23 protein-coding genes are annotated in these 22746 nt (G+C 72.8%); 10 read left to right on the top strand and 13 right to left on the bottom strand.

Annotated elements, in window-relative coordinates; translation table 11 throughout:
• Positions 1-131: 131 nt before the first annotated feature.
• Positions 132-1046: a MerR family transcriptional regulator gene (locus tag AB0J86_RS22695; RefSeq protein ID WP_363859583.1), complete on the bottom strand. Its 915-nt coding sequence runs from the start codon at positions 1044-1046 to the stop codon at positions 132-134.
• A gap of 137 nt (positions 1047-1183) precedes the next feature.
• On the opposite strand from AB0J86_RS22695, the gene AB0J86_RS22690 reads away from it, so the two are divergent.
• Positions 1184-1684: a DUF6328 family protein gene (locus tag AB0J86_RS22690; protein ID WP_363859582.1), complete on the top strand. Its 501-nt coding sequence runs from the start codon at positions 1184-1186 to the stop codon at positions 1682-1684.
• A gap of 122 nt (positions 1685-1806) precedes the next feature.
• On the opposite strand, the gene AB0J86_RS22685 is transcribed toward AB0J86_RS22690, so the two are convergent.
• Positions 1807-2265 carry an HIT family protein gene (locus tag AB0J86_RS22685; protein WP_363859581.1) on the bottom strand — a complete coding sequence of 153 codons (459 nt, stop codon included), beginning with the start codon at positions 2263-2265 and terminating at the stop codon, positions 1807-1809.
• A 145-nt stretch (positions 2266-2410) separates the two neighbouring features.
• On the opposite strand from AB0J86_RS22685, the gene AB0J86_RS22680 reads away from it, so the two are divergent.
• On the top strand, positions 2411-4387 hold the full coding sequence (locus AB0J86_RS22680) for an acyl-CoA dehydrogenase family protein (protein ID WP_363859580.1): 1977 nt from the start codon (positions 2411-2413) through the stop codon (positions 4385-4387).
• Between the two features lie 28 nt (positions 4388-4415).
• Here the strand turns inward: AB0J86_RS22680 and AB0J86_RS22675 are convergent, their stop codons facing one another.
• The 8 genes from AB0J86_RS22675 to AB0J86_RS22640 form a co-directional block, all read right to left on the bottom strand.
• Complete coding sequence (locus tag AB0J86_RS22675; protein WP_363859579.1) at positions 4416-4583, bottom strand: hypothetical protein; 168 nt, start codon at positions 4581-4583, stop codon at positions 4416-4418.
• Between the two features lie 28 nt (positions 4584-4611).
• Positions 4612-5217, bottom strand: coding sequence for a hypothetical protein (locus AB0J86_RS22670; protein WP_363859578.1), 606 nt, complete (start codon positions 5215-5217; stop codon positions 4612-4614).
• A gap of 76 nt (positions 5218-5293) precedes the next feature.
• Positions 5294-5695 carry a transcriptional repressor gene (locus AB0J86_RS22665; RefSeq protein ID WP_363859577.1) on the bottom strand — a complete coding sequence of 134 codons (402 nt, stop codon included), beginning with the start codon at positions 5693-5695 and terminating at the stop codon, positions 5294-5296.
• A gap of 116 nt (positions 5696-5811) precedes the next feature.
• On the bottom strand, positions 5812-6123 hold the full coding sequence (locus AB0J86_RS22660) for a metalloregulator ArsR/SmtB family transcription factor (protein ID WP_363859576.1): 312 nt from the start codon (positions 6121-6123) through the stop codon (positions 5812-5814).
• 49 nt (positions 6124-6172) lie between these two features.
• Entirely contained in the window at positions 6173-7048 is an 876-nt protein-coding gene (locus tag AB0J86_RS22655) for a metal ABC transporter permease (protein WP_363859575.1), read from the bottom strand.
• Positions 7048-7833 (bottom strand): ATP-binding cassette domain-containing protein, encoded by a 786-nt coding sequence (locus tag AB0J86_RS22650; protein WP_363859574.1) that lies wholly within the window; start codon positions 7831-7833, stop codon positions 7048-7050. The genes AB0J86_RS22655 and AB0J86_RS22650 overlap by 1 nt, the downstream gene beginning before the upstream one ends.
• The gene (locus tag AB0J86_RS22645) at positions 7830-8783 is read right to left on the bottom strand and encodes a metal ABC transporter substrate-binding protein (RefSeq protein ID WP_363859573.1); all 954 of its coding nucleotides are present in this window, start codon (positions 8781-8783) and stop codon (positions 7830-7832) included. Before AB0J86_RS22645 ends, AB0J86_RS22650 begins: the two co-directional genes overlap by 4 nt.
• A gap of 90 nt (positions 8784-8873) precedes the next feature.
• Positions 8874-9131, bottom strand: coding sequence for a hypothetical protein (locus AB0J86_RS22640; protein WP_363859572.1), 258 nt, complete (start codon positions 9129-9131; stop codon positions 8874-8876).
• 27 nt (positions 9132-9158) lie between these two features.
• Between AB0J86_RS22640 and AB0J86_RS22635 the strand changes: the two genes are divergently transcribed.
• From AB0J86_RS22635 to dusB, 4 genes are all read left to right on the top strand, one after another.
• On the top strand, positions 9159-9485 hold the full coding sequence (locus tag AB0J86_RS22635) for an antibiotic biosynthesis monooxygenase (RefSeq protein ID WP_363859571.1): 327 nt from the start codon (positions 9159-9161) through the stop codon (positions 9483-9485).
• Positions 9486-9836: 351 nt separating this feature from the next.
• A complete protein-coding gene (locus tag AB0J86_RS22630; protein ID WP_363859570.1) occupies positions 9837-10406 on the top strand; it encodes a hypothetical protein in 570 nt (189 codons plus the stop codon).
• Between the two features lie 123 nt (positions 10407-10529).
• Complete coding sequence (locus AB0J86_RS22625) at positions 10530-11909, top strand: glycine--tRNA ligase (RefSeq protein WP_363859569.1); 1380 nt, start codon at positions 10530-10532, stop codon at positions 11907-11909.
• A gap of 62 nt (positions 11910-11971) precedes the next feature.
• Positions 11972-13126: a tRNA dihydrouridine synthase DusB gene (gene dusB, locus AB0J86_RS22620; protein ID WP_363859568.1), complete on the top strand. Its 1155-nt coding sequence runs from the start codon at positions 11972-11974 to the stop codon at positions 13124-13126.
• A gap of 144 nt (positions 13127-13270) precedes the next feature.
• Here the strand turns inward: dusB and AB0J86_RS22615 are convergent, their stop codons facing one another.
• Positions 13271-15034: a beta-N-acetylhexosaminidase gene (locus tag AB0J86_RS22615; RefSeq protein ID WP_363859567.1), complete on the bottom strand. Its 1764-nt coding sequence runs from the start codon at positions 15032-15034 to the stop codon at positions 13271-13273.
• 318 nt (positions 15035-15352) lie between these two features.
• Here AB0J86_RS22615 and ppdK point away from each other — a divergent pair, with 318 nt between their 5' ends.
• Complete coding sequence (gene ppdK / locus AB0J86_RS22610) at positions 15353-18076, top strand: pyruvate, phosphate dikinase (protein ID WP_363859566.1); 2724 nt, start codon at positions 15353-15355, stop codon at positions 18074-18076.
• 231 nt (positions 18077-18307) lie between these two features.
• Here ppdK and AB0J86_RS22605 read toward each other — a convergent pair whose 3' ends face one another.
• On the bottom strand, positions 18308-18802 hold the full coding sequence (locus tag AB0J86_RS22605) for a roadblock/LC7 domain-containing protein (RefSeq protein WP_363859565.1): 495 nt from the start codon (positions 18800-18802) through the stop codon (positions 18308-18310).
• Between the two features lie 297 nt (positions 18803-19099).
• Here AB0J86_RS22605 and AB0J86_RS22600 point away from each other — a divergent pair, with 297 nt between their 5' ends.
• Entirely contained in the window at positions 19100-19456 is a 357-nt protein-coding gene (locus AB0J86_RS22600; RefSeq protein ID WP_363859564.1) for a VOC family protein, read from the top strand.
• Positions 19457-19537: 81 nt separating this feature from the next.
• On the opposite strand, the gene AB0J86_RS22595 is transcribed toward AB0J86_RS22600, so the two are convergent.
• The gene (locus AB0J86_RS22595) at positions 19538-20161 is read right to left on the bottom strand and encodes a TetR/AcrR family transcriptional regulator (protein ID WP_363859563.1); all 624 of its coding nucleotides are present in this window, start codon (positions 20159-20161) and stop codon (positions 19538-19540) included.
• Positions 20162-20373: 212 nt separating this feature from the next.
• Between AB0J86_RS22595 and AB0J86_RS22590 the strand changes: the two genes are divergently transcribed.
• Both AB0J86_RS22590 and AB0J86_RS22585 read left to right on the top strand, forming a co-directional pair.
• Complete coding sequence (locus AB0J86_RS22590; RefSeq protein WP_363859562.1) at positions 20374-21414, top strand: aldo/keto reductase; 1041 nt, start codon at positions 20374-20376, stop codon at positions 21412-21414.
• 73 nt (positions 21415-21487) lie between these two features.
• Entirely contained in the window at positions 21488-22732 is a 1245-nt protein-coding gene (locus tag AB0J86_RS22585; protein WP_363859676.1) for a deoxyguanosinetriphosphate triphosphohydrolase, read from the top strand.
• Positions 22733-22746: the final 14 nt, after the last annotated feature.

The raw sequence follows: 22746 nt of genomic DNA, 5'->3' as shown, positions 1-22746 counted from the left end.
CACGGGGGCTTCCGTGGGCCGACAGGGCGAAGGTCGCGGGACGGCGTGCGACCGCCCCGCGACCCACGGTCGCCGCCCGGGACACGGCCCGGGCCCGGCTCGCTACGGGCGAGCCCCGGGAACCGGGTCCGCTACGCGTGGGCGCGCAGCGCGGCGACGAACCACTCGAAGACGGGAACCTGGGACGGGAACGGTGGGCGGCCGTTGAGCACCCCGACGAGCTGCCAGTACCGCTCCACCCGGCGGTCGGTGAACGTCTCCACCTGGTCGGCGAGGCGGTCCCGCTCGGCAGCCGGCAGGCCCGGGTCCACGATCCGGTCCAGCACCGCCCGTCCCTCGGGCGAGCGGGGGTCGACCCCGTCCGCCACCGCCGGTCCGGCGTGTTCGAGCACGGCCGACGGCTCGTATCCCCCCTGGCCGGCGTCCGCCGGCGCGGCGGCGCCGGCCAGCGCCATCTGGCGTACCCGGTCGGCGAAGCTCGGGTCGCCGACCAGCTCGGCGAGTTCCAGCCAGGCGTCCACCTGCTCGGGCGCCGGATCCGCCGGCAGCTCGGCCGGCAGCTGCCGCATCCCCTGGGCGATCCGGGCCCCCGGTGCCTGCGGGTCGATCCCCTCGAACGCGCGGTCCACGAAATCGTCGATCATCCGCTGCCGCTCCTCGGCGGAGAGGCGGGCCAAATCGTGCATGAGTCTCAACTCCTCGGTCGTGCTGTTCCGTTGCGCGACCGACCGCAGTACCGCCCGCTGGACCTGCAGAGCGCGGATCCGGGCGTCCAGTGCCCGTACGTGCGCCCGGGCGACATCGCCGACCGTGCTCTGCCGGGTGAGGATCTCCCGCACGGCGCCGAGATCCAGACCCAGCTCGCGCAGGGTCCGCAGCAGGTCCAGGCGGGCGACCGCCTCGGTGTCGTAGAGGCGGTACCCGCCGGCGGAGCGTCCCGCCGGCGGCACGAGGCCGCTGTCGGACCAGAACCGAATGGTGCGTACCGGCAGGCCGGTGCGCGCGGCGAGCTGTCCGATGGTGAACAGGGGTCTGCGGTCGTTCACGAGATCAGCGTCGACCTTCCAGCGGCTGGAGACTCAAGCCCATTTTCCCGGGTCCGGCCGAGTGGATTTCGCGTTTCGCGGGAGTGGGCGGGGGGCAAACATCGCCGGAAACGACGGCGGACCGGAGGTGGCCCGGAGTGTCCCGGGAGACGGAGAAGCAGCGGTGGCAGCGCAACTTCAGCGACCTGTTGCAGGAGTTGCGGGTGGCGCAGACGGGGGTCCAGATCCTCTTCGCCTTCCTGCTCACCCTTCCCTTCAGCAACGGCTTCCCGAAGGTCACCGAGTTCCAGAAGGACGTCTACGTGGTGGCGCTGCTGAGCGCCGCCGCGGCCACGGCTCTGATCATTTCGCCGGTGGCGTTCCACCGCGCCCTGTTCCGTCAGGGGCGCAAGCCCGAGTTGGTCAAGTACTCGCACAGCGTCGCCAGCGGCGGCCTCGCCTTCATGCTGATCTCGATGGTCAGCTCGGTGCTGCTGGTCACCGACTTCATCCTGCCGCGCGCGGTGGCCGCTGTCCTGAGCGGACTGACCGGGCTCTGGTTCCTGACCTACTGGGCCGGACTGCCGCTCGCCCGGGCCCGGCGCTGGACCGACGACGACGACGAGGACGAGGACACCCCGGTCGCGCCGGGCGAATGACCCGCCACGGGCGCCGGGGTACGACGAGGCCGGGCGCCCGCACGGCCGCGAGGCGCCGGGTCTGGGGATGAGCCAGGCGCCCGAACTACCGCCACCGGGTCTCCGGTAGCCGGGCGACCCGGCTACCGGGTCTCCGCGAGGCGGGCCGAAAGCGCCGCCGCCACCGTCGCGATCCGGTCGTCCGGCGCCGGCTCGCCGGAGCCCAGCAGGTCGAAGATGCGCGGACCGCGCCGCCCGGCTGGCAGGTCGGCCATCCTCGGGATCACGTGGAAATGGACGTGGGCGAAGCCCTCGGCCTCGGCGAACTGGGCCACGTACGTCTTGACGCAGCCGGTGACCTCGCGCAGAGCCCGGGAGAGCCGTACCTGCCACGGGCCGAGGGTGGCCGCCTCGGCGTCGGTGAGGTCGGCGACCGCCGTCACATGCCGGCGCGGGACCAGCACCAGCCAGCCGGGCAGGGCGGTGTCGAAGGCGTGCGCCACCCGCCAGTGCTCGTCCGCGCCCACCCGCTCGCGTACGGGTAGCGTGTCGAACCGCTCGTTCTGCGTGCACGAGTAGCAGCCGATCGACGACGTGACCACGCGCCGGATGGTAGCGGGCGGGTACCCGTCCGGCGCCCCTGTGGCCGTCGCGGATAGCTGACACTACTGCTGGGTAACAAGCCGGGGTACGGTGGCCGGTGACGGTCACCTCCGCGTAGCCGTACCCAGGTCAAGGGGGTTTGCCATGACCACCACCCAGGACAGTCGCCCCGCCGCGGGCGAGCCGGACGGCGTCGGCCCGCTACCCAGGGAGGCCGGCCAGGTCTCCGAGCGCGAGGCCCGCCAGGTCGCCGAGGCGGCCCGGGAATCCGAATGGGGCAAGCCGAGCTTCGGCAAGGAACTCTTCCTCGGCCGATTCCGGCTCGACCTGATCGACCCCTGGCCGCGCCCCGATCCGGACCGGACGGCCGAGGCCGAGGAGTTCCTCGGCCGGCTCGACGCGTACGTCCGCCGGGAGGTGGACGGGGAGCGCATCGAGCGGGAGGCGTCCATTCCGGACGAGGTCTTCCACGGGCTGGCCCGGCTCGGCGCCTTCGGCATGAAGATCGACAAGAAGTACGGCGGCCTCGGCCTGACCAACCTCCACTACTGCCGGGCGCTGATGCTCGTCGGCTCGGTCAGCCCCGCGATCAGCGCCCTGCTCTCGGCGCACCAGTCGATCGGCGTACCGCAGCCACTGAAGCTCTTCGGCACCGAGGAGCAGAAGCGCGCGTTCCTGCCCCGGCTCGCCGCGGGGGAGGTCTCCGCCTTCCTGCTCACCGAGCCGGACGTCGGCTCCGACCCGGCGCGGCTGGCCACCACGGCCGAGCCCACCGAGGACGGCACCGGCTACCGCCTCAACGGGGTGAAGCTCTGGGCCACCAACGGCAGCGTGGCGAACCTGCTGGTGGTGATGGCCCGGGTGCCGGCCGGCGAGGGGCGGCGCGGGGGCATCACGGCGTTCGTGGTCGAGGCCGACTCGCCGGGCATCACCGTCGAGCGGCGCAACGCCTTCCTCGGCCTGCGCGGCCTGGAGAACAGCCTGACCCGGTTCCACGACGTCTTCGTACCGAAGGAGAACGTCATCGGCGGCGAGGGCCGCGGCCTGCGGATCGCCCTGACCACCCTGAACACCGGTCGGCTCTCGTTGCCGGCGATGTGCGTCGGCGCCGGGAAGTGGTCGCTGAACGTGGCCCGCGAGTGGGCCGCCGACCGGGTCCAGTGGGGGCGGCCGGTCGGCGAGCACGAGGCGGTGGCGAAGAAGATCGCCTTCGTCGCCGCGACCACGTACGGCATGGAGGCGATGCTCGACCTCTGCTGCCTGCTCGCCGACGACGAGCGCAACGACATCCGGATCGAGGCGGCGCTGATCAAGCTGTACGCGAGCGAGATGGCCTGGCGGATCGCGGACGAGCTGGTCCAGATCCGCGGCGGGCGCGGCTACGAGACCGCGGAGTCGCTGGCGGCCCGGGGCGAACGGCCGGTCGCCGTCGAACAGATCCTCCGCGACCTGCGGATCAACCGCATCTTTGAGGGCTCCACCGAGATCATGCACCTGCTGATCGCGCGGGAGGCGGTCGACGCGCACCTCTCCGTCGCCGGTGACATCATCGACCCGGAGGCCGGCCTGGCCCGCAAGGCGCGGGCCGGGGCGCGCGCCGGCGCCTTCTACGCGAAGTGGCTGCCGACCCTGGCCGTCGGTCGCGGTCAGACCCCCACCGGGTACGCCGAGTTCGGCCCGCTCGCCGGCCACCTGCGGTACGTCGAGCGCGCCAGCCGCAAGCTGGCCCGCTCCACCTTCTACGGGATGTCCCGCTGGCAGGGGCGCCTGGAGCGCAGGCAGGGCTTCCTGGGCCGGATCGTCGACATCGGCGCGGAGCTCTTCGCGATCTCCGCGGTCTGCGTACGGGCCCGGGCCGAGCGCGAGTCCCGGCCGGAGGGAGTGGAGCTGGCCGACCTCTTCAGCCGGCAGGCCCGGCTGCGGGCGGAGACGCTCTTCCGCGAGCTGTGGGAGAACACGGACTCGGTCGAGGCCGCGGCGGCCCGGCGCGTCCTCGCGGGCCGCTACGCCTTCCTCGAGGAGGGGGTGGTGACCCCGGAATCAGACGCGGCCTGGGTCGCCGCCTGGGAGCCCGGTCCGTCGACCGTCGAGGACGTGCGCCGGCGCATCCCGTCGCCCTGAGCCGGGGCCGGCCCGACCGGCGGGCGGGTCACCTCGCGACGGCCCACGCCAGCAGCGCGGCGATCAGGACCCCGTTGAGTCCGACCACCCCGAGATAGGCCGCCGGCGGGATCTTCCGACCCCGGCGGACCATCCAGAGCAGGCCCGCCGCGTAGGCCAACAGGAGCAGACCGACGATCCCGAGAACGAATGGCACCCGTCGACCTTACCGGTCGACGGGGCCGTCACCTGCGCGGGAGCAGCCCGAGTCCGCGCAGTTCCAGCGCGGCGAGGGCCTCCGTGGTCCGCTCGTCGCCCCGGCGCCACGCCTCGGCCACGTCCGGCCCGAGCAGGGTCAGCTTGCGCAGCGGCTGGGTGGCCAGCGCCCGCAGGGCCAGCAGGTCCCGGCCGGCCGGCGCCGAGCGCAGTGCCGCCGCGGCGCTCGCCCGCCGGATCCAGCGCACCCGCAGCGGCAGCCAGCCGAAGAGCACCAGGCCGATCGGGAACGCCAGCGCGGCCAGCGAGAGCGCCAGGGCGAGCTGGCCGACCAGCTGCTGCTGGTCGTGACCGGCGTCGGCGACCGAACGGGCCGCCGCGGCGGCCTGCTCGAACGGGCCGGTCAGGTCCCGGCCGACGAGCGGTACCCGGCCCACCTTGCTCCCGGCGTCGGCGAGGTTGTCGGCGAGCCCGGCGCCGGCACCCTCCAGCTTGCGCCCGGGTACGGCGAGCTTCTGGACCAGGTCGTGCAGCCATATCGCGCCCCGGATCGAGAAGTAGACCCAGGCGACGACGAGCAGGTCGGTGAGGAACTGGCGGGCGGCGGTGGGGGAACGGTCCGCGTAAATCTTCACGCCGCCCAGCGTCGCACGGTGGGGGCCGTCCGGCAGGCCCACGCGGGCGCGGCTGGCGTTCGCGGCGGCGCGGTGGTCAGGCGGCGCAGGAGGGGCAGGTACCGAAGATCTCCATGGTGTGGCTGACGCCGACGTACCCGTGCTGGGCGGCGACCCGCTCGGCCCACGACTCGACCGCCGGTCCCTCGACCTCGACCGTACGGCCGCAGACCCGGCAGACCAGGTGGTGGTGGTGCCCCCGGCTGCACCGGCGGTAGAGGTGCTCGCCGCCGGGCATCCGCATCACGTCGACCTCACCGGAGTCGGCGAGCCCCTGGAGCGTGCGGTAGACGGTGGTCAGCCCCACCCGTTCGCCCCGCTCCCGCAGCATCGAGTGCAGGTCCTGGGCGCTGTGGAAGCCGTCCACCTCGCCCAGCAAGCAGCTGACGGCGCTGCGCTGCCGGGTGTTGCGGACCGCGGTGCTCTCCGAAGGTGCCATCTCATCTCCTCGCTGTGCCCGTGGCGGCTCCGGCCCGCGCGCGGGCTCCGCTCGACCTGCCGACCCGTCCGGCCCACCGACGGTACCGAACTCCGGCCGCCGACCGGGTATCGCCGCTACCGGTCCCGGCCGTCGGCCTCGCCGGCGTGGCTCACCGCGTCGGCGACGATGTGCGCGATGTGCTCGTCCACCAGGGCGTACGCGATCTCCCGGCCGCGCCGGGAGCCACGGACGATGCCGGCACCCCGGAGCACGCGCAGGTGCTGGGAGACGAGCGGTTGCGGCGCGCCGAGCTTCTCGACCAACTCGTGCACGCAGCGCTCGCCGGCGGCCAGTTCGGTGACGATGGCGACCCGGATCGGCGCCGACAGTGCGCGGAGCAGTTCTCCGGCGCCCTGGTAGGCATCGTAGCCGTTCGTTGTCGTCACTCTGTAACGGTAACCAATTCTAGTTAACAGTTGCCGGCCGGCCCGGTGATCATCGCTCCAGCACCACCTCGGGCGGATGGACCTCGGCCGCCGCCGGTGCCGGTACCGCGGGCCGCCGCAGCGCCCGGCGCGCCGCGGCGGCCACGGCCACGGCCAGGAACATCGCGATCGCGAGCACCACGATGGTGGCCCCCAGCGCGGTGTTGACCGTGCCGGCCAGCCACACCCCGGAGCCCGAGGCGAGCAGGCCGAGCCCCATCGCCGCGGCCATCGTGCTGAGGAAGCCCCTGGTCAGCTGCTGCGCGGTGGCGACCGGCACCACCATCAAGGCGCTGATCAGCAGCAGCCCGACCGCCCGCATGGCGATCGTCACGGTCACCGCGGTGGTCACCGCGAGCAGCAGGTTCAGCGCGCGCACCGGCAGGCCGGAGACCCGGGCGTACTCCTCGTCGTGGCAGATCGCGAAGAGCGCCGGCCGCAGCGCGATCATGGCGACCAGCACCACCAGCGCGAGCACCACGATCACCACGAGGTCCGCCGGCGACGTCGTGGTCAGCGACCCGAAGAGGTACGCCATGAGGTTGGCGTTGCTGCTGTTGTGCGACAGGCCGACCAGCATCACGCCGCCGGCGATGCCGCCGTAGAAGAGCAGCGCCAGCGCCAGGTCGCCGGAGGTGCGCCCGCGTTCGCGGATCAGCTCGATGGCGACCGCGCCGAGCGCCGAGACGATCACGGCGGTGATCACGGGGGAGCGGTCCAGGAGCAGGCCGACGCCGACGCCGGTCAGCGCCACGTGCCCGACCCCGTCGCCGATCAGAGAGAGCCGGCGCTGCACCAGGTAGACGCCGAGCGCCGGGGCGGTCAGCCCGATCACCAGCGCGCCGACCAGCGCGCGGATCATGAAGTCGTACTGGAAGAGGCTCATCAGCTGCACAACCCCACCGGCTCGTCGCCCGGTCCGTGCGGATGGACGTGGTCGTGGCCGGGCTCCGCGTGGTGGCCGGCCGGTCGCGGTACGCCGCCCTCGTGCGCGATCCGCCCCTCGTGCACGACGACACAGCGGCTGATCAGCGAGGCGAGCGGACCGAGTTCGTGCGCGACGAGCAGCACGGTACCGCCGCCGGAGATGAAACCGCGTAGCGCGTCGGCGAACGCCTCCTGGCTGTTCGCGTCGACGCCGGCCGTCGGCTCGTCGAGGACCAGCAGCTCCGGCTGGCCGGCCAGCGCCCGGGCGATGAGGGTCCGCTGCTGCTGCCCGCCGGAGAGGGTGGCGACCGGGTCGGCCGCCCGGTCGGCGAGTCCCACGGCGCGCAGGGCCGCCGTCACGGCCTCCCGGTCGGCGGCGCCGGGCGGGCGCAGGATGCCCCGGCGGGCGAGCCGGCCGGAGCCGACCACCTCGGCCACGGTGGCCGGTACGCCGCTGCCGGCGCCGAGCCGCTGCGGCACGTACCCGATCCGCGCCCACTGCCGGCGCAGCGCCCGGGAGCGCGGTCGCAGCGGGGTGCCGAAGAGCTCCACCGAGCCGCCGGCGAGCGGTACCAGGCCGAGGATGGCCCGGATCAGGGTGGACTTGCCCGAGCCGTTGGCCCCGAGCACGGCGATCACCTCGCCGGCGGTCACGGTCAGGGAGACGTCGCGGAGCACGGGGCGGCCGTCGTAGGCGACCGCCCCGTGCCGGACGGAGATCACGGAGTCGTTCGAAGGTGTCACGTACAGCTCAACGCGGTTTTGAGGGCGGTCAGGTTCGTGCGCATCACCGAAACGTAGTCCCCGTCGGTGCCGGGTTGCAGGCCCTCGATCGGGTCGAGTACCGCCGTCTTCGCGCCGACCTCGCGGGCGATGGTCTCGGCGACCTTCGGGCTGACCAGGGTCTCGAAGAAGATCGTGGTGGCGCCGTGCTCCCGCGCGGCCCTGGCGACCTCGGCGAGGCGCTGCGGCGAGGGCTCGTCCTCCGGGGTCACCCCGGAGATGCCGATCTGGCTCAGGTGGTAGCGGTCGGCCAGATATCCGAAGGCGGTGTGGCTGGTCACGAGGTCCCGGCGCTGGCAGTCGCGCAGGCCCTGCTGGTACTCCCGGTCCAGGCCCTCCAGGTCGGCGCGGAGCGTACGGGCCCGCGCCGTGTAGTCGGCGGCGCGCTGCGGGTCGGCCTTGCCGAGCCGCTCGGCGAAGCGATCGGCGATCGTCGCGAGCCGCGTCGGGTCGAGCCAGACGTGCGGGTCCTTGGCCGCGCCGGACTTCTCGGCGGCGTGCTCCTCGCCGTCGGCGGCGGGCTCGCCCGCGTGGTTGCCCCCGGTCGCGTCCGCCAGCGGCTGCACGGTCGCCGCGTCGAACACCCGGTCACCGGCGTTCTGCTCGACGGCCTCGTCCACCGCGGGCTGGAACCCCTTGAGGTAGATCACCAGCTCGGCGCCGCTGACCTCGGCCACCTGGCCGGGGTTGAGCTCCAGGTCGTGCGGCTCGGCGCCGGGCTTGACCAGGTTCACCACCCGTACGGCGTCCCCGCCGACCCGCTCGGCGACGTACTGGAGCGGATAGAAGGCGGCGACGACGTCGACCCGGCCCGGGTCGTCCTGGACCGTGGCGGAGCAGCCCGCCGCGCCGGCGAGGGCGAGCAGGGCGCCGGCGGCGAGCGCGGCGGCGGGGCGGGACCGGATCATCATGGCTCCCACTCTCCGCGAACATGAGAATGATTGTCAAAAACGCATGCGTGCATGTGATCAAAGCGACGTGCCATGATCCACAAGTCGGGCCTAGAGGATCTTCACGAGCGCGGCGGCGACCAGCGCCGTCAGGATCAGCGCACGGAGCAGCCGGGTCGCCGGCGGCTGCACGGGCCAGGTCCGCGCCAACAGCGCCCCCAGGGCCAGGGCCAGCGCCAACAGGAGCACCCCGCCGACGACACCCGGGGCGAAGAGGGCGACCAGCATCAGTACCAGCGTGGCGAGGAAGGCCGCGAGCGGGTTGACCCGGCCGAGCCGGACCAGCATTGGGTGCTGCGTACGCTGCATCCCACAGACTCTACGAGGAGGTCCGTGGTGCTCGTCAGCAACCGGTTCGTGGTCGGCGAGGACGCCGCCGAGTCCTTCACCGGGCGCGCGCACGCCGCCCTCGCCGCCCTGGCCGCCTGCCCCGGCTACCGGCGCGGCGAACTGCTCCGGGCGCTGGACGACCCGGAGCACTGGGTGCTGCTGACCGAGTGGGAGTCGGTCGGCACCTACCGCCGGGCGCTCGGCGCCTTCGACGTCAAGGTGCACGCCACCCCGCTGCTCGCCGAGTCGCTCAACGAGCCGTCCGCGTACGAGGCGCTCGCCACCGCCGAACCCCAGGGCCCGATCGTGGCCCACACCAGCGACCGGGCTTGAGTCTCTGGCCCTCGCTTCGTTCGGGCGGCTCGCGCGCCTGAGGGGCCGCCCTGTAGGCGCCAGTCGCTTCAGTCGCTTCGCTCCTTGCGCTTGGTGGCGCCTGCGGGCGGCGGCGCGACTCGCTGGGCTGTTGGCCCTCGCTTCAGTGGGGCGGCTCGCTTCAGTGGGGCGAGGGCGCTAATTCAGGGAAAGAGTGGCTAAAGCGCGCTGGATAGGGACTCTTTCCCTGAATTTGTGCGGATCTCCTTGCCGGATCTCCTTGTGCGGATCTCCATGGGTCGCGGCGCCGGGGCGTCGACACACCTGGTCGCCGGAGCGGGCTTCCCAGTGGCGGGCACTACCCTTGCCGTCATGACCATTTCCGGACCGCCCGGGCCGCCGTCCCCGTACCCCGCGTTCCCGGGGCAGCACGGCGAGGCGGGCGGTCAGGTCGGCGCGGGCGGACCGCCGCCACCGCCGCCGGGACCCGGAGTCGCGCCGCCGTTCGCGGCCCCGCCCACCGAGGGCCGCTCGCTGCGGCTCTGGCTCGGGCTCGGCGCGGGCGCGCTGGCCGTCCTGCTCTGCTGCGGCGGTGGCGGGGCGGCGCTGGTGGGCCTGGTGATCGCGGGCAGTCAGGCGGTCAACGAGCAGGCGCGCGCGGTGACGGGCGACTACTTCTCGGCGCTCCGGACCAAGAACTACAACAAGGCGTACGGCCTGCTCTGCGAGGACCAGCAGGTCCGCGAGTCGCCGTCGGAGTTCGAACGGCGGATCTCGGCCGAGCCCGAGATCGCCTCGTACCGGGTGCAGGACGCCCGGGTCGGCGCCGAGGTCGTGGTCCCCGTCGACGTCACCTTCACCGGTGGCGGGCAGGAACTCGAAGAGGTCACCCTGGTGCAGGACGGCCGGACCGGCACCCTGGAGGTCTGCGGTGTCGGGTGAAACCACCTCCGGTGAACAGGGGTAATCTTTGCCAGCCGGAATCGGCGCGGAAGCCCTCGCCCTCCCCGGCGCCATCCCCACCGACCAGTCCCCGCCGACAACCAGCCGGCGTAGGAGGAGACCATGCCAGCCGACCGCATCGACGCCCTGGTGAACCTCGCGAAACGGCGAGGCTTCGTCTTCCCCTCCAGTGAGATCTACGGAGGCACCCGCTCGGCCTGGGACTACGGTCCGCTGGGCGTGGAGCTGAAGGAGAACGTCCGCCGGCAGTGGTGGAAGACCATGGTCCAGCAGCGCGACGACGTCGTCGGACTCGACTCCGCGGTGATCCTGGCGCGGGACGTCTGGGCCGCCTCCGGGCACCTCGACGCGTTCGTGGACCCGCTGACCGAGTGCCAGTCGTGCCACAAGCGGTTCCGCTCCGACCACCTGGAAGAGGAGTACGAGGCCCGGCACGGCCGTCCGCCGGCCGGGCTGACCGAGATCAACTGCCCCAACTGCGGCGCCAAGGGCTCGTTCACCGAGCCGCGGATGTTCAACGGGCTGATGAAGACCTACCTCGGCCCGGTGGAGAGCGACGAGGGGCTGCACTACCTGCGCCCCGAGACGGCGCAGGGCATCTTCGTCAACTACAACAACGTGGCCACCGCGGCGCGCAAGAAGCCGCCGTTCGGCATCGCCCAGGTCGGCAAGTCGTTCCGTAACGAGATCACCCCGGGCAACTTCATCTTCCGTACCCGTGAGTTCGAGCAGATGGAGATGGAGTTCTTCGTCGAGCCGGGCTCCGACGAGCAGTGGCACGAGTACTGGCTGCGGGAGCGCTGGAACTGGTACCTCGACCTGGGCCTGCGCGAGTCGAACCTGCGGCTGTACGAGCACCCGCGGGAGAAGCTGTCCCACTACTCGAAGCGCACCGTGGACATCGAGTACCGCTTCATGTTCGGCGGCTCCGAGTTCTCCGAGCTGGAGGGGATCGCCAACCGGACCGACTTCGACCTCACCACGCACAGCAAGCACTCGGGCGTCGACCTCTCCTACTTCGACCAGGAGCGCGGCGAGCGTTGGGTGCCGTACGTGATCGAGCCGGCCGCCGGCCTCACCCGGGCGGTGCTGGCCTTCCTGCTGGAGGCGTACGACGAGGACGAGGCGCCGAACACCAAGGGCGGGGTCGACAAGCGTACGGTCATGCGCTTCGACCCGCGGCTCTCGCCGGTGAAGGTCGCGGTCCTGCCGCTCTCCCGCAACCCCGCCCTCTCGCCGAAGGCCAAGGACCTCGCCGCTGCCCTGCGCAAGCGCTGGGTGGTCGAGTTCGACGACTCCCAGGCGATCGGCCGCCGGTACCGCCGCCAGGACGAGATCGGTACGCCGTTCTGCGTGACCGTCGACTTCGACACGCTCGAGGACAACGCGGTCACGGTCCGGGACCGGGACACGATGAGCCAGGAGCGGATCTCCCTCGACCGGGTCGAGAGCTACCTGATCGAGCGCCTCCCGGGCTGCTGAGGTGTCGGGAGGGGCCCGCCGCGCAGGACGGTGACCAGGGGCCCCTCCCTACACTCGAAGGCGTGACAACGACCGCCGTACGCCCGCCCGCCGTCCGCCCGCTCGTGCTCGGGCGGCACCAGGTCTGGCCGCCGGTGGTGCTCGCGCCGATGGCGGGCATCACGAATGTCGCCTTTCGGCAGCTCTGCCGGGAACAGGGCGGCGGGGTCTACGTCTGCGAGATGATCACCACCCGGGCGCTGGTCGAGCGGAACCCGAAGACCATGCGGATGATCGCGTTCGGCGCCGACGAGCGGCCCCGGAGTCTCCAGCTCTACGGCATCGACCCGCAGGTCGTGGCGGCGGCGGTACGGATGGTCGTGGACGAGGACCTGGCCGACCACATCGACCTGAACTTCGGCTGCCCGGTGCCGAAGGTCACCCGCAAGGGCGGCGGCGCGGCCCTGCCGTGGCGGCGCCGGCTCTTCGCCCGGATCGTCCAGGCCGCCGTCGACGCGGCGGCCCCGGCGGGGGTGCCGGTCACCGTGAAGATGCGCAAGGGCATCGACGACGACCATCTGACGTACGTCGAGGCCGGGCTCGCCGCCCAGGAGGCCGGCGTCGCGGCGGTCGCCCTGCACGCTCGTACGGCCGCCCAGCGCTACTCCGGCGCGGCCGACTGGGACGCGATCGGCACGCTCAAGGCGGCGCTGGACGTGCCGGTGCTCGGCAACGGCGACGTCTGGGAGGCCGACGACGCGCTGCGGATGATGGCGCAGACCGGGGCGGACGGCGTGGTGGTCGGCCGGGGCTGCCTGGGGCGGCCGTGGCTTTTCGCCGACCTCGAGGCGGCGTTCGAGGGCCGACCCGACCGGCGGCTGCCGGCGCTCGGCGAGGTGGCGGCGACGATGCGCCGGCACGCCGAGCTGCTCACCGACTGGCTCGGCGGCGAGCGGGACGGGTGCACCGACTTCCGCAAGCACGTCGCCTGGTACCTCAAGGGCTTCCCGGTCGGCAGCGAAGTGCGCCGCTCGCTGGCGATGGTGAGCGGCCTGGCCGAGCTGGACGACCTGCTCGGCAAGCTCGACGCGGCCGAGCCGTTCCCGACCAGCACGCTGGGCCAGCCCCGGGGGCGGACGAACTCGCCGGGCCGGGTCGTCCTGCCGGAGCACTGGCTGGACGACCGCGACGACGACGGGGTGCCCGAGGGCGCCGAGGTCGCCGACTCCGGCGGCTGAGCCGCTCGGCCGGACCTGCCGGCGTCACCGCCCCCCGCCCGGCCGGCGCCGCCCGGCCCGGCCCCGGTCGCTGCGCGCCGCTGCCGCCGGCGCTCTGCCGCCGCCGCTGCCGCTGGTCGCTCGGCGCCGCCCAAGCCGGGCGGGTCAGCCGAGCGGGGCCGGTAGGTCGTCGGGGTCCGGGCCGGAGCCGCGCGCGGCGGCGTCGGGGACGACCGGGCCGACCACGCGGGTCGGCGAGCCGGCCGGCACGTCGGCGGAGCCGGCCTGCGCGGGTGCCGGGGTCGGCCGGTCGGGCCAGGGCACCTGCCGGGACCGGTGGAAGGCGATGCCCGCGACCGTCCAGCGCGGACCGTGCGCGGCCAGTCGCCGCCGGAACCCGTCCCAGCCGAGCGCCGCCGCGGGCGACCAGCCCAGCTCGGCGATGGCGGGCAGGCGCGGGAAGGTCATGAACTCGATGTCGCCGAGCGAGTCCACCGTCTCCGTCCACAGTGGCGCCTCGACGCCCAGCACCGCCGAGGCCGGTACGCCCTCCAGGTAGGCGCCGGGATCCCAGTCGTACGCGGTGCGGACCTCGACCAGGCCGGCCCAGTCCTTGCCGAGCGGGGTCGACTCGCCGTACTTCATGTCCAGGTAGCTGCGGTTGCCGGGGGAGAGGAGCACCCGGGCGCCCTGGCGTACCGCCGCCGTCACGTTGGCGTCCGAGGTGCTCGTGCCCCAGTACTGCACGACCCGGTCGCCGGGGTGGTCGACGGTGGCGATCTGGTGCCAGCCCAGCACGGTCTTGCCGGTGGCGGCGGCGATCCGCTGGACCCGCTCCATCACCACCGCGTACTCGGCCGGGGGCAGTGTGAACGCCTCGTCGCCGCCGATGTGCAGGTACGGTCCGGGGGTCAGCGCGGCGACCTCCCCGAGCACGTCGCGCACGAACTCGTACGTCCGCTCGCGGTGCACGGCGACGGCGCTGAAGCCGACGTCGGTGCCGGTGTACGGCGGCGGCGCGACCCCGTCCGGCGCCAGCTCGCCGTAGGCGGTGAGCGCCGCGTTGGTGTGCCCGGGCAGGTCGATCTCCGGAACGACCGTGATGTGCCGCGCGGCGGCGTACGCGACGAGGTCGGCGTACTCCGCCTTGGTGTAGTGGCCGCCGGGGCCGCCGTCGACCTCGGTCGCCCCGCCGACGCCCGCCAGGCGGGGCCAGGAGTCGATCGCGATGCGCCAGCCCTGGTCGTCGGTGAGATGCAGGTGCAGATAGTTGATCTTGTACCGGGCGAGGTGGTCGACGAAGCGCCGTACGGTCGCCGGGGGGAAGAAGTGCCGGGCCACGTCGAGCATGGCGCCCCGGTAGGCGAAGCGCGGCCGGTCGACGACGCGGGCCCCCGGCAGCGCCCACGGACCCGGCCGCACGGTGCGGCTCTCGATCGCGGCCGGCAGGAGCTGTCGCAGGGTCTGCACGCCGTAGAAGAGCCCGGCGGCGGTACGGGCCCGCAGTCGGACGCCGCCGGCGCCCACGTCGAGCCGGTAGCCCTCGCCGCCGGGCACGGGTCCGTCCGCCGCGCCGGCCCCGTCGCCGGCATCGGGCCCTGCCGAGGTGGCCGGGCCGAGCAGGAGGGCGAGTTCGCCGGTCGGCGCGGTGGCCGTCGGCTCGACCGGCAGCGGGTATCCGGTGGCCGGGCGCAGCAGTTCGGCGAGCCGGTCGCCGACCGCCCGCGCGTCGCCGTCGGCGCTGGTCCGGATCGTCGCGTCGGCGGTGAGCAGGTAGCGGACGCCGGGTACCGGGCGCGCCTCGACCGGTGCCGGTACGAGCTGGGCGAGCCGCGCCGCGGTCGCCTCGGCGGGTTCGGCGACGGTCGCTGGCGCCGGGGCGCGGTCGGGCGTACCCGGATCGCGCGGGCGAGGAACGGAGGGTCGCACGGGGTGGCCTCCGGAGGGGGACGATCATTTCGGGCAAATTTCTTGAAAAGGTACGGTCGCCGGCTCGGAGGTGTCAAGGGCGGAGTGACCTCCGCCTGCGTGATCCTGCACATGGAAGCGTTCCCAACAACTGGTACGAACACGGTCAGTCGGGACGGCTGTGCATATTGTCACCAAAGCCTCCCCGGTCACCTCCTGTTCGCTTAGCCTTCGCCCACCAGTGGCCATTGGTGTCCCGGGTACGGAACACCGGACTCGGGTACATGAGGGCGACTTAACCTTCGTTCAGTGTCTGACCGGCGCGCGTAGGAGGCTCTGGTGGCATCGCAGGAGACGGCGACACACAAGTACGTGTACGACTTCGCCGAGGGCAACAAGGATCTCAAGGACCTGCTCGGCGGCAAGGGCGCGAACCTGGCCGAAATGACCAACCTCGGCCTACCGGTACCGCCCGGATTCACGATCACCACCGAGGCCTGCAAGACGTACCTGGCCACCGGCACCGAACCGCCGGAGCTGGCCGACCAGATCGCCACCCACCTGGCCGCCCTGGAACGGGAGATGGGCCGACGCCTCGGCGACCCGGCCGACCCGCTGCTGGTCTCGGTCCGCTCCGGCGCCAAGTTCTCCATGCCCGGGATGATGGAGACCGTCCTCAACGTCGGTTTGAACGACGAGAGCGTCGTCGGCCTCGCCCGCCAGGCCGAGGCCGCCGGCACCGCGGGCGCCGAGCGCTTCGCGTGGGACTCGTACCGCCGCCTCATCCAGATGTTCGGCAAGACCGTCTGCAACGTGCCGGGCGAGGAGTTCGAGCACGCGCTGGAGGGCGCCAAGCGGGCCAAGGGCACGAGCGACGACCTGGGCCTGGACGCGACCGACCTGCGCGCGCTGGTCGACGCGTACAAGACCATCTTCGTCAAGCACACCGGGCGGGACTTCCCGCAGAGCCCCCGCGAGCAGCTCGACCTCGCCATCAAGGCGGTCTTCGAGTCCTGGAACGCCGAACGCGCGGTGCTCTACCGCCGGCAGGAGCGCATCCCGGCCGATCTCGGTACCGCCGTCAACGTGGTCGCGATGGTCTTCGGCAACCTCGGGCCCGACTCCGGTACCGGCGTCGCCTTCACCCGCGACCCGGCCAGCGGTGCGCAGGGCATCTACGGCGACTACCTGGCCAACGCCCAGGGCGAGGACGTGGTGGCCGGCATCCGCAACACCGTGCCGCTGCAGGAGCTGGAGCGGATCAACAAGCCCGCGTACGACGAGCTGCTCGGCATCATGGCCCGACTGGAGGAGCACTACCAGGACCTCTGCGACATCGAGTTCACCATCGAGCGCGGCAAGCTCTGGATGCTCCAGACCCGGGTGGGCAAGCGTACGGCCGCGGCGGCGTTCATCATCGCCGCGCAGCTGGTGGACGAGGGCCTGATCGACCTCGACGAGGCGCTGCACCGGGTCAACGGCGACCAGCTCGCCCAGCTGATGTTCCCCCGGTTCAAGGTCGAACACGACATCGAGCCGATCGCGCGGGGCATCGCCGCCTCCCCGGGCGCCGCCGTCGGCCGGGCGGTCTTCGACGGGAAACGGGCGGTCGAGCTGGCCGGTCAGGGCGAGCGGGTCATCCTGGTCCGCCGCGAGACCAACCCCGACGACCTGCCCGGCATGATCGCCGCCCAGGGCGTGCTCACCTCGCGCGGCGGCAAGACCAGCCACGCCGCAGTGGTCGCCCGCGGCATGGGCAAGACCTGCGTCTGCGGCGCCGACGCGCTCGACGTCGACGTGCCGGGTCGGAAGTTCACCGTGGCCGGACAGGTGGTCGCCGAGGGCGACGTCATCTCGATCGACGGCACCACCGGCAAGGTCTACCTCGGCGAGGTGCCGGTCTGGCCCTCGGAGGTGGTGCGCTACTTCGAGGGCACGATCGACCCGGAGCGCTCGGGCGATCCGCTCGTCTCCGCCGTACACCGGATCATGAGCCACGCCGACCAGCGGCGGCGGCTGGCGGTCCGCGCGAACGCCGACACGGGGGAGGACGCCGCCCGCGCGCGGCGCTTCGGCGCCCAGGGGATCGGCCTCTGCCGTACCGAGCACATGTTCCTCGGCGACCGCCGGGAACTGGTCGAGCGGCTCATCCTGGCCCGCGACGACGCCGAACGGGAGGCCGCACTCGCGGCGCTGCTGCCGTTGCAGCGCGCCGACTTCGTCGAGATCTTCCGCGAGATGGACGGCCAGGCCGTCACGGTGCGGCTCATCGACCCGCCGCTGCACGAGTTCCTGCCGCCGCTGGAGCAGCTGGCCGTGAACGTCGCCGTCGCGCAGGAGCGCGGCGAGGACGTGGCCAAGGAGGAGGCGCTGCTCGCCGCGGTGCGCCGGATGCACGAGCAGAACCCCATGCTCGGGCTGCGCGGGGTACGCCTCGGGCTGGTCGTCCCCGGCCTCTTCGCCATGCAGGTACGGGCGATCGTCGAGGCGGCGGTCGAGTGCGCGAAGGGCGGGGGCAACCCCCGGCCGGAGATCATGGTGCCGCTGGTCGGCGCGGTGCAGGAGCTGGAGACGGTACGCGCCGAGGCCGAGAAGATCATCGCCGAGGTGACCCGGGAGCGGGCGGTCGAGGTGCTGATCGGCACCATGATCGAGGTACCCCGGGCGGCGCTGACCGCCGGCCAGATCGCCGAGGCGGCCGAGTTCTTCTCCTTCGGCACGAACGACCTGACCCAGATGGGCTGGGGCTTCTCCCGCGACGACGTGGAGGGTGCCTTCTTCTGGCGGTACCTGGAGCTGGGAATCTTCGGTATATCGCCGTTCGAGTCGATGGACCGGGACGGGGTGGGCCGGCTGGTCCGGATCGCGACCGAGGAGGGTCGGGCCACCCGCCCCGGCCTCAAGCTCGGCATCTGCGGCGAGCACGGCGGCGACCCGGAGTCGGTGCACTTCTTCCACGAGGTGGGGCTCGACTACGTCTCCTGCTCGCCGTTCCGGGTGCCGGTGGCGCGGCTGGAGGCCGGCCGGGCCGTCGTCGAGGCCACCGGCTCCGACAGCCGCTGAGCCCCGGGTGCCCGGGCTCGCGCCGGGCTCGTCGATCTAGGGCAAATCGTCGTGATCAGAGATCAACTAACGAGGATTTGCCCTAGATCGACGCCGGGCGCGTGACGAGCGACAAATAACAGAGAATGAGTGGCCTTGCGGCGCGCCGAAGCCACTCATTCTTTGTATTAGCGCGTTCTCGGTATTGGCCCAGCGGTACCGGGCCGGCGGTGCGGCAGCCGTGGCGGCGGGTCAGAAGTTCGGCGGCAGGCGCAGGTCGAACCCGGTCCGCAGCCCGTCCGGCAGGGCGGCCATCGGCGTACGCAGGGCCAGCGGCGCGTACGGGTCGCCGGCGGACGGCTCGGCGGCCGGGCGCCACCGGTCGTCGAAGATCGTGCCGAGGCGCCGCGCGAGGTCGTGCGCCTCGGCGCCCAGCACCTCCGGGTCGGCCTCCGGCCGGGCCACCACGCTGAGCAGGGCGTGTTCCCCCGCCGGGTAGCTGATTACGAAGCCGCAGGCGGACCGCAGCACGTGTTCGCGCAACTGGCCGCGGCCCACCGTCTCGGCGAAGCGCTGGCCGAGGCCGAAGCTGGTCGCGGCGAGCGCCGCCACGTGGTGCGCGTCGACGCCGGGCAGGTCGCTGGCGACCAGCATGCCGTCGAGGCCGGACAGGACGGTGCCCGAGACGTCGTCCCGGTGCCAGCGCAGCCGGTGCAGCTCGGCCGCCACGGCGGCGTCGAAATCCACGAGTGTCTCCTTACCGCTGTTCCGGTGGGAATCCTGTTCGACCGGTCCTCGTCGCCCATCTGGTGACTTTCCGCTCTCGGCACGCTACACCGGGACATGGACGGCTGTAATGCCGTAACGGTCGGCAATTGGTTCGAGACGCTCGACTGATCAGATGATGCGAGGCTCGGTCGCGTTGCCGAGGGCGGGTGGAAACCGCGGGCGCGCGCCGGATCGTCGGGTCACTCGACGGTGCAACCGGGCGTAACCTGAGCGACGCGCGACCTTAACCACCCGCCATCCGAGGGAGGTACGCCGATGCCGAGCCGGTGGGAGAACCTGGTCATCGACGCCGCGGACCCGGCGCGTCTGGCCCGCTGGTGGGCGGAGGCGCTCGACTACCAGATCACCTACGAGCGGCCCGACGAGGTGGAGATCCGCCGTACCCCGGAGGAACTGCCCGGCCTGATCTTCGTACCGGTGCCGGAGGCCAAGGAAGTCAAGAACCGGCTCCACATCGACCTGCGCCCGACCGACCAGGAGGCCGAGGTCGAGCGGCTGGTGAACATGGGCGCCCGGCACGTCGACGTCGGACAGAGCGACGAGGACGGTTGGATCGTGCTGGCCGACCCGGAGGGCAACGAGTTCTGCGTGCTGCGCCAGCGCGCCGACTAGCCCCACCCACCTCGTCGATCTAGGGCAAATCGCGGTAATTGGAGATTCAATCGCGAGGATTTGCCCTAGATCGGCGGGTGGTCAGGTGCGGGGGCGGTGGTAGGCGCCGTGCCACCAGATCAGCGCGAGTTCGCGGGCGAACGCCTCGTCCTGGCTCTCGTCGCCGCCGCTGGCCGCCACGTGGTCGGCGATGGCCCGCTCGCCGCCCACCACGATCACCCGGCTGGCGTGGTCGATGTCGAGGTCGGCGGGGATGCGGCCGGCCTCCTGCTCGCGGCGGAGCAGTGAGTTGGAGTTCTCCGTGAACGGCCGGAGTCCGCGTACCCAGAACTCCCGCACGGTCCGGTCGTACGCGGCGACCTCGTTGATCGCGGTCAGCACCGGCTCGTACTCGCGGTAGACGCGGACGACCTGGAGGAAGACCTCCGCCAGCCCCTCCGGGCCGGTCTCGGGTCGCCAGCTGACGCCGATGTCGAGGGCGGTCCGCTGCATGGTGCCGGCGAGCCGGAGCAGCAGGTCGGTCTTGTCGCGGAAGTGGCTGTAGAAGGTCGACCGGGCCACCCCCGCCTCGGCCGCGATCCGCTGGACGCCCAGTTCGGTGAAGGGCGTCCCCTCCCGTAGCAGGCGCCCGGTCGTGGCCAGGACCTGCGCCTCGACCGAGGCGCGCCGGTCGGGGCGGGCGGGACGGCGGGTGATGGAGGGCATTTCCCGATCCTAGGTCGGCCCCCTCCCACGCCCGGCGTCCGGTGCGGCCCGGGTGTCTTCGTAGGTCCGGGAGGGTTTGTCGGGGCAGAGGGCGGACGGCGTGGGGGTGTAGCATTTCGCCGGACAGTGTGTCCGACATAGTGACCGGAAGGTCGGGCCGGATGGGCGGCGGTTCCGGTGTAACCGGGAAATAAGACTACGAGGAGTCAACGGTGAAATACCGTCTTTTGGGACGTACCGGCGTCTGGGTCTCCGAGATCTCGCTCGGGACAATGACGTTCGGCGGCAAGGGACACGCGGTCTACGGCAAGCTGGGCGCGCTCGGGCAGGACGAGGTCGACCGGATGGTCGGTACCGCGCTCGACGCCGGGGTCAACTTCGTCGACACCGCCGACGCGTACGCCGACGGCGAGAGCGAGGAGTTGGTGGGCCGGGCGATCCAGCACCGCCGGCGGGACGTCGTGCTCGCCACCAAGTTCCGCGCCCCCGTCGGGCCGGGCCCCAACGACCAGGGCCTCAGTCGGCTGCACGTGATGCGGGCGCTGGAGGACAGCCTGCGCCGGCTCAAGACCGACTACATCGACCTGTATCACATCCACAACTACGACCAGCTCACGCCGATGGAGGAGACGCTGGCCGCCCTCGACGACGCGGTACGGCAGGGCAAGGTCCGCTACGTGGCCGCGGCCAACCTCGCCGCCTGGCAGATCAGCAAGGCCCTGGGCATCTCGGCGCGGTACGACCGGGCCCGCTTCGTCGCCAACCAGGTCCACTACTCGCTGGTCTCCCGGGACGCGGAGCGCGACCTCGTGCCGATGGCCGAGGACGAGGGGGTGAGCCTCACGGTGTGGAGCCCGCTCGCCGGCGGCTTCCTCTCCGGCAAGTTCGAGCGCGGCGGGGCGGTCGCCGACGTGGAGTCCCGCCGGTCCCAGGTGGGCTTCGACTTCGTGCAGTTCGACGAGGCGCGCGGCTTCGACGTGGTCGACGTGCTGCGTACCGTCGCCGCCCGGCACGACGCGAGCCCGGCCCGGGTCGCGATCGCCTGGCTGCTCACCCGGCCCGCCGTCACCAGCGTCATCGTCGGCGCGCGCAGGATGGACCAGCTCACCGACAACCTCGCCGCCGCCGAGCTGACCCTGACCGAACAGGACCTCGCCGAACTCGACGAGGTGAGCCGCCCGCCGGTCGCCTACCCGAACTGGATCCAGGCGGCCTTCGCGCCGGGCCGGATCCCGGCCGCCAACCGGGCGTAGCCGGGCCCGACGCCCGTACGGCGGGCCGGTTCCCCGCGGCGCTACCCTTCCTCAGGTGACGCCAGAGGAGCCGGTGCCGCCGGCGGGTGGCGGGGACGCGAACCCCGACGCCGAGCGGCGGGTACCGGAGCCGCCGAAGGACACCGGCTACGGGCGTACGCCGTACCAGCGGGACCGGGCGCGGGTGCTGCACTCGGCGGCGTTCCGCCGGCTGGCGGCGAAGACCCAGGTGCACACGGCCGGTACCGACGACTTCCTGCGTACCCGGCTGACGCACTCGCTGGAGGTCGCCCAGATCGCCCGCGAGATGGGCGCCCGGCTCGGTTGCGATCCCGACGTCGTCGACGTCGCCGGACTCGCCCACGACCTCGGGCACCCGCCGTTCGGGCACAATGGCGAGGACGCCCTGGACCGACTGGCCCAGCCCTGCGGCGGCTTCGAGGGCAACGCGCAGACGCTGCGCGTACTGGTCCGGCTGGAGGCCAAGGTGCTCGGGCCGGACGGGACCTCCGCCGGCCTGAACCTCACCCGGGCCTCGCTCGACGCGACCTGCAAGTACCCCTGGCCGCGCCGCCCGGGCCAGCGCAAGTTCGGGGTGTACGCCGACGACGCCGAGGTCTTCGCCTGGCTGCGGCGCGGCGCGCCGGACCAGGTCCGCAGCCTTGAGGCGCAGGTGATGGACTGGGCCGACGACGTGGCGTACTCGGTGCACGACGTCGAGGACGGCATCCACGGCGGCTACGTCCGGCTGCGCCCGCTGCTCGACGACGCGGACGAGCGCGCCGCGCTCTGCGCCGACGTGGCCGCCACCTACTCCACCGAGTCGCCCGGCGACCTGGCCGAGGTCCTGGTCGCGCTGCTGGCCGATCCGGTGCTGGCGCCGCTGGCCGACTACGACGGCAGCCATCCGGCGCAGGCGGCGTTGAAGCGCACCACGAGCGTGCTCACCGGGCGGTTCGTCGCCGCGGCGGTCGACGCCACCCGGCACCGGGCGGGTGCCGGGCCGCTGCGGCGCTACGCCGCCGACCTGGTGGTGCCGCGCGCGGTCCGGGCCCAGTGCGCGCTGCTCAAGGGCATCGCGCTGCGGTACGTGATGCGCCGCGCCGGCGCGGACCGGCGGTACGGTCGGCAGCAGGAGATCCTCACCGAACTGGTGCACGCGCTGACGATGCGGGCCCCCGGCGGCCTCGACCCGGTCTTCGCCCCGCTGTGGCGGGCCGCCCCGGACGACGGCGCCCGGCTGCGGGTGGTGATCGACCAGGTCGCCTCCCTCACCGACCCGGCCGCCGTCGCCTGGCACCGCCGCCTCGCCGGCTGACCGCCCGGTCTCGC

This window comes from Micromonospora sp. NPDC049559, from assembly GCF_040676675.1.
Taxonomy (GTDB): domain Bacteria; phylum Actinomycetota; class Actinomycetes; order Mycobacteriales; family Micromonosporaceae; genus JBFAPK01.
The sequence above is the reverse complement of the archived record's forward strand: the minus strand, read 5'-3'. Positions and strand labels throughout refer to the sequence as shown.

Coding starts and splice junctions, on each gene's coding strand:
- AB0J86_RS22680 (WP_363859580.1), top strand. CDS start 2,411: ATGACCACCACCCAGGACAGTCGCCCCGCCGCGGGCGAGCCGGACGGC.
- AB0J86_RS22665 (WP_363859577.1), bottom strand. CDS start 5,695: ATGGCACCTTCGGAGAGCACCGCGGTCCGCAACACCCGGCAGCGCAGC.
- AB0J86_RS22655 (WP_363859575.1), bottom strand. CDS start 7,048: ATGAGCCTCTTCCAGTACGACTTCATGATCCGCGCGCTGGTCGGCGCG.
- AB0J86_RS22645 (WP_363859573.1), bottom strand. CDS start 8,783: ATGATGATCCGGTCCCGCCCCGCCGCCGCGCTCGCCGCCGGCGCCCTG.
- AB0J86_RS22640 (WP_363859572.1), bottom strand. CDS start 9,131: ATGCAGCGTACGCAGCACCCAATGCTGGTCCGGCTCGGCCGGGTCAAC.
- AB0J86_RS22630 (WP_363859570.1), top strand. CDS start 9,837: ATGACCATTTCCGGACCGCCCGGGCCGCCGTCCCCGTACCCCGCGTTC.
- AB0J86_RS22625 (WP_363859569.1), top strand. CDS start 10,530: ATGCCAGCCGACCGCATCGACGCCCTGGTGAACCTCGCGAAACGGCGA.
- AB0J86_RS22600 (WP_363859564.1), top strand. CDS start 19,100: ATGCCGAGCCGGTGGGAGAACCTGGTCATCGACGCCGCGGACCCGGCG.
- AB0J86_RS22595 (WP_363859563.1), bottom strand. CDS start 20,161: ATGCCCTCCATCACCCGCCGTCCCGCCCGCCCCGACCGGCGCGCCTCG.